The sequence below is a fragment of the Planktosalinus lacus genome (assembly GCF_014640155.1).
In the GTDB taxonomy this organism is placed as follows: Bacteria; Bacteroidota; Bacteroidia; order Flavobacteriales; family Flavobacteriaceae; genus Planktosalinus; species Planktosalinus lacus.
In genome coordinates this window covers 318050-324200 of sequence record NZ_BMGK01000003.1, presented here as the reverse complement: position 1 = coordinate 324200, position 6151 = coordinate 318050, and the positions used below count along the sequence as shown (strand labels likewise).

5 protein-coding genes are annotated in these 6151 nt (G+C 40.3%); all 5 read right to left on the bottom strand.

The window, feature by feature from the left end; genetic code table 11:
* Positions 1-253: 253 nt before the first annotated feature.
* On the bottom strand, positions 254-1186 hold the full coding sequence (gene ctlX / locus IEV69_RS05295) for a citrulline utilization hydrolase CtlX (protein WP_188440217.1): 933 nt from the start codon (positions 1184-1186) through the stop codon (positions 254-256).
* A 37-nt stretch (positions 1187-1223) separates the two neighbouring features.
* Positions 1224-2138, bottom strand: a complete 915-nt coding sequence (locus IEV69_RS05290; protein ID WP_188440216.1) for a dimethylarginine dimethylaminohydrolase family protein — start codon at positions 2136-2138, stop codon at positions 1224-1226.
* Between the two features lie 78 nt (positions 2139-2216).
* Complete coding sequence (locus IEV69_RS05285) at positions 2217-3500, bottom strand: citrate synthase (RefSeq protein WP_188440214.1); 1284 nt, start codon at positions 3498-3500, stop codon at positions 2217-2219.
* Between the two features lie 119 nt (positions 3501-3619).
* Complete coding sequence (gene eno, locus IEV69_RS05280; RefSeq protein WP_188440207.1) at positions 3620-4909, bottom strand: phosphopyruvate hydratase; 1290 nt, start codon at positions 4907-4909, stop codon at positions 3620-3622.
* 107 nt (positions 4910-5016) lie between these two features.
* Positions 5017-6138: a glutamine-hydrolyzing carbamoyl-phosphate synthase small subunit gene (carA, locus tag IEV69_RS05275; protein WP_188440205.1), complete on the bottom strand. Its 1122-nt coding sequence runs from the start codon at positions 6136-6138 to the stop codon at positions 5017-5019.
* Positions 6139-6151: the final 13 nt, after the last annotated feature.

Sequence of the window (6151 nt, the reverse complement as noted above, 5' to 3'; positions counted from 1 at the left end):
AATGGAATGGCCAAATGTTTGGATGGTCATCAGTTAGAAGAGATTTAGTAGATTACTTTGATAACAGATTTTTAAACGATGACACACTTAATTGAACATAACCCAAAAAAAGGAGGCTATGAGCTTGACAAACTCTGGAACTAATAATTAAACACCCACATTAACCTTAAATGAACTTCCCTGATTAGAGTTGACCATTTTTAATTATTCATTATTAATTTTTCATTCAACCTTAAACCTTGAACCCAAAACCCTACCCCTTCGTCAAAAACACCTCAGCCATCATACACCGTGCACTGCCACCCCCAAGGGTTTCAATCGTATTCAGGCTACTGCTCAGTATCGTGCTATATTTCTCAATACCAGCCCGTTGTTGAGCAGTTAAACTGTCATAAGCAGACTGTGACATCACAGTAATAGAGTTACCCTTTTCATCCAGCACCTCAAGCATATTACCTGCAAATTGGTTCACTTGTGCTTCTGTAATAGAGATAATTTCTTTACCATCTTCTTTGAGATGTTCAACCACATTTTTACGTTCTTTTTTGTCATCAATACAGTCTAGGCATACCACGGCAAAGTCTTTAGCAACACACATCATTACATTGGTATGATAAATAGGCAAACGTTCACCATTCACGGTTTGATAAGCCGTAAAAATCACCGGGGTGTATTCAAAGTCTTCACAAAACTCTATAAGTAATTCTTCATCAGCCCGGGGCGAAAGAGCACAATAAGCCTTTCGGTTGATGCGGTCCAGCACCAGGCTCCCCGTTCCTTCAAGAAAGAAATTTTCATCTTCGGCAGGAGTATAATCAACAATACTTTCAATGTTGAAACCCTCCTTTTCAAGTTGCTTGATGACTGCTTCACGACGTTCACGTCTCCGGTTGACAGCAAACATAGGATATAGTGCTATGGTTCCATTTTCGTGAAAAGAAACCCAGTTATTTGGAAAAACCGAATCAGGAGTATCATCAGAACCATCATCGTGAAACAATACGACATTGACACCAGCTTTTTTGAGCTTTTCGACCATACTGTCAAACTCCTCCTGTGCCAGTTTATTAGCATCCAAAGCTTTTAATTCAGCGTTGGTAGTTTGATAATAATTGTTAACAGCCGTTTCCTCATTCAATCGGAAGGCCGCCGGTCTTACCATTAAAATTGTATTTGTTGCTTGCATAAGATATCCTTAAACTTTGAACTTTAAACCTTGAACTTTAATCCCTAATCAAAGGCAACGTACTACACCGCAGCAATCCCTCCTGTTTCGATATTTCAGCATAGGGGATTTCTTCAACAGTAAAACCCTGTTCAAGAAGCCAGTCATTGAGTCTTGTAAAGTTCTTTTCAGAAACCACAACATCAGGTGCAATGGAAAAAACATTGCTGTTCATATGGTACATCTCCTCGCGTGTGATGTGAAAAAGGTTTTCTTTTCCAAACAGATTGACCAGGTAAACATAGTCCGCTTCTTCCCGAAAACCTTGTTTGTAAATGATCGCTTTGTCTTTACCCACCGGTTGAAAACAACAATCTAAGTGAAGTGCGTTGTCACGGGCTTCTATTTTGGATTTGACCAGGTCAAACTCTTTTACGGTTTTATGTGGAAACAGGTTTCTGATGTACTCTACACCTTCCATATTGGTGCGTGCAGTGATATATTCCTTATAATCGCTTCCTTTATAAGTTCCAATAAATATATAATCATTCCACAGCATCACATCACCACCTTCAATGTGCACCTCTTCCGGTGGACGAACAACTTTTTTAGGGTCAATTTGATCGATGATATATTGGATGGCGTCGAGTTCTTTTTCACGATCGGGAAGGATATTAGCCTTAACAAACACATCATCAATAACAAAGGCAATATCCCGTGAAAAGATTTGATTGTAATCCTTGATTTCTTCAGGCCGGAACACCTTTACATCATATTTTTTCAAAACACTTGCAAACGCCTCCATTTCAGGAATCATATCTTCATTTTTGGGGTAAGTGCCAGCAAGTATGTGCTCCAGCGATTTGGGGTCATAAGCCTCATCAGCACTTGGTGTAGGCCCGTTGCTGGTAGCTGTTCCCAAAACAACAGCCCTCAACCTGGAAGTTTCGTCTTTTACATTTAATGAAAGCATAGGATGGTTTTTATCAAATATATAAAAAACTCCATCAAGAAGTTTTTTGATGGAGTTTAATTAAAAATATTTTTTTTATTAACGGTCACTCATAGTTTTAAACGACCTGAGAGTATAACCGGTATACACCTGTCGTGGACGACCAATAGGCTCTTTGCGCAAGCGCATTTCTTTCCATTGTGCAATCCAGCCGGGTAAACGGCCCAAAGCAAACATAACGGTAAACATATCGGTTGGTATACCTAACGCCCGGTATATAATCCCTGAATAGAAATCAACATTGGGGTACAAGTTTCTTGATTTGAAATATTCATCTTCCAAAGCTACTTTTTCAAGGCCTTTGGCAATATCCAATACAGGGTCCTCAATACCTAATTCACCCAACACTTCGTCTGCTGCTTTCTTGATGATGCGTGCCCTTGGGTCAAAGTTTTTATACACTCTGTGACCAAAGCCCATCAATCGGAAAGAGTCGTCTTTATCTTTGGCTTTTAAGATATATTTTGAAGTATCACCACCATCAGCTTTTATCGCTTCAAGCATTTCGATAACAGCTTGGTTGGCCCCACCGTGAAGCGGACCCCAAAGCGCAGCAATACCGGCTGATAAAGAAGCAAACAAACCGGAATGTGAAGAACCCACAATTCGCACGGTTGAAGTAGAACAGTTTTGTTCATGATCTGCATGCAAGATCAATAACTTATCCAAAGCTTCAATGACGGCACGGTCAACTTTATATTCTTCATTGGGTTTCTGGAACATCATTTTGTGGATGTTTTCAATATAACCAAGTGAAGTGTCGCCATAATTTAAAGGCAAGCTCATTTTTTTACGCATCGTCCAGGCTACCAATACCGGGAATTTACCCAATATCTTAACAATCGCCTTATACATATCCTCTTCAGAATCTACATTCACTGAAGAAGGATTAAAAGCTACCAATGCATTGGTAAGGGAGGCAAGCACGCCCATGGGGTGGGCAGACTTTGGAAAACCATCCAGGATGCGTTTCATATCTTCATCAACAATCGATTGCTCCTTGATGTCTTTATGAAACTTTGAAAGTTGTTCTTTTGTTGGAAGTTCACCAAAAATCAAAAGATAACACACCTCAAGAAAAGAAGCCTTTTCAGCCAAATCTTCAATAGCATAACCACGATAGCGCAACACTCCTTTCTCACCATCTAAAAATGTAATGGCACTTTCACACGAACCCGTATTCTTGTATCCGGGATCTAAAGTGATTACATTGGAAGCTGCTCTCAGGGTTTTAATATCGATTGCAACCTCATTCTCAGTACCCTCTACTAAAGGAAACTCATATTTTTTTCCATCTATTTCTAACGTAGCTGTTTTTGACATGTTTCTCTGTTAAATTTTTAATTTGAACGTACCGCGAAGATACAAAATATAAGGCAAAAACTTTAATGACAATCGTCATATATTGGTTAAAAATACCTTAAAGATTAGGCCTGTAATCCCTAATTGATTTTAAAGGCGTTTTCTTGTGGAAAATAGGCCACACTTCCCAGCTCCTCCTCTATACGCAACAACTGGTTGTATTTTGACATACGGTCACTCCTCGATGCCGAGCCGGTCTTAATCTGTCCGCAATTCAACGCGACGGCAAGATCTGCTATGGTAGTGTCTTCGGTCTCACCAGAACGATGAGACATCACAGAGGTATAACCCGCATTATGGGCCATATTCACCGCGGCAATGGTTTCAGTTAAGGTGCCAATTTGATTCACTTTAATTAAAATAGAATTCGCAATACCTTCTTTAATTCCTCTTGATAAGCGCTCTACATTGGTGACAAACAAGTCATCACCCACTAACTGTACTTTATCCCCTATTTTTTCTGTGATGTATTTCCAGCCTTCCCAGTCGTTTTCATCCATCCCGTCTTCTATGGAGATAATGGGATATTTTGAAGTCAGTTCAGCAAGATAATCGGCTTGTTGTTTTGAGGTTCTTACTTTACCGGCTTTGCCTTCAAATTTGGTGTAATCATAGTTTCCTTTGATATAAAATTCAGCTGCAGCACAATCAAGGGCAATTTTAATATCAGTTCCAAATTCATAACCGGCATTGTTCACGGCTTTTGCTATCGTGTCCAGCGCATCTTCAGTTCCTTTCAATGTAGGGGCAAAACCACCTTCATCACCCACGGCTGTACTGAGTTTTCTGTCGTGCAACACCTTCTTTAAATGGTGGAATATTTCAGACCCCATTTTCATGGCCTGAGTAAAATTATAAGCTTTTACAGGCACAATCATAAACTCCTGAAAAGCAATGGGAGCATCACTGTGAGACCCACCGTTAATAATGTTCATCATAGGAACAGGAAGCGTATTCGAGCTCACACCGCCCACATAACGATACAAAGGCAACCCAAGCTCCAGGGCAGCAGCTTTTGCAACTGCAAGCGAAACACCTAGGATCGCATTGGCGCCCAACTTAGATTTATTGGAAGTACCATCCATTTCAATCATAGTCTGATCAATCAGGTTTTGGTCAAATACAACGGCACCCAAAAGTTCCGGAGCAATTACCTCATTGACGTTTTTAACAGCTTGAAGCACTCCTTTACCCATATAATCTTTGCCCCCGTCTCTTAATTCAACGGCCTCATGCTCTCCGGTTGAAGCACCTGATGGAACTGCTGCTCTACCCAGAATACCACTTTCGGTAATTACATCTACTTCAACAGTTGGATTCCCTCTGGAATCAAATATTTGTCTGGCGCGAATGTCAATTATAATACTCATAACTTTTTTGTTTTTTTGGATGGTCGAGCCATAAAACCTTACGCCTCTCAATATTCTTAATAAGTTAATCTTTTATTCTATTTGTATAGGCGCAAAATCTTGCGCCTTTATACTTTTGTTAAAGAACCCGTTGTTATGTTTTCAATAAACTGATCAAAAAGATATCTGGCATCATGCGGCCCCGGACTGGCTTCGGGATGGTATTGCACTGAGAAACAGTTTTTGTTTTTCATTTTAATGCCTGCCACAGTATGGTCATTGAGATGCACGTGGGTGATTTCAAGTTCTGGATGGTTTTCAGTTTCTTCTTTATTGATAGCAAAACCGTGATTCTGTGAAGTGATTTCTCCCTTTCCGGTAACAAGGTTCATAATGGGGTGATTGATGCCTCTATGACCGTGGTGCATTTTATAAGTTGAAATACCGTTGGCCAGGGCAATTACTTGATGACCAAGACAAATTCCAAATAAGGGTAAATTGCGTTCAATGATTTCTTTAGCAACTGAAATGGCACTGGTCAATGGCTGCGGATCCCCGGGGCCGTTTGATAAAAAATAGCCATCAGGCTCAAAAGCAGCCATTTCATCAAAAGTTGCGTTGTATGGAAATACTTTGATATAGCAATCCCGTTCGGCCAGGTTGCGCAAAATATTCTTTTTGATGCCTATGTCAAGGGCTGCCACTTTATAAGTTGCATTTTCATGACCAACAAAATAGGGCGCTTTAGTAGATACTTTTGAGGCCAACTCCAGGCCATTCATATCGGGCACTTCAGCGAGTTGTTTTTTAAGTCCCTCGATATTGTCCACATCTGTAGAGATCACGGCATTCATTGCTCCGTTGTCGCGAATATAGCTCACCAAAGCTCGGGTGTCCACATCAGAAATGGCAAAAAGATTATTGGCATTTAAAAATTCTTCAAGAGAAGCATCAGCAATATCACGGGAGTAGTTGTAACTGAAGTTACGACAAATCAATCCGGCGATTTTAACGCCTTCAGATTCAACCTCGTCTTCGTTGGTGCCATAATTCCCGATATGAGCATTGGTTGTAACCATTAATTGGCCAAAATAAGAAGGGTCTGTGAAAATCTCCTGATAACCGGTCATTCCCGTGTTAAAACAAACTTCGCCAAAGGCGGTTCCGTCTTTACTTCCCACGGCTTTACCGTGAAAAATAGTTCCGTCTGCAAGTAAAATGATGGCTTTTTTTCTGGTGTGGTACTTCATGGAATTAGAAAGT

What these genes read in the sequence shown, in the direction of transcription:
- IEV69_RS05285 (WP_188440214.1), bottom strand. Translation starts at nt 3,500, where the DNA reads ATGTCAAAAACAGCTACGTTAGAAATAGATGGAAAAAAATATGAGTTT.
- carA (WP_188440205.1), bottom strand. Translation starts at nt 6,138, where the DNA reads ATGAAGTACCACACCAGAAAAAAAGCCATCATTTTACTTGCAGACGGA.
- ctlX (WP_188440217.1), bottom strand. Translation starts at nt 1,186, where the DNA reads ATGCAAGCAACAAATACAATTTTAATGGTAAGACCGGCGGCCTTCCGA.
- IEV69_RS05290 (WP_188440216.1), bottom strand. Translation starts at nt 2,138, where the DNA reads ATGCTTTCATTAAATGTAAAAGACGAAACTTCCAGGTTGAGGGCTGTT.
- eno (WP_188440207.1), bottom strand. Translation starts at nt 4,909, where the DNA reads ATGAGTATTATAATTGACATTCGCGCCAGACAAATATTTGATTCCAGA.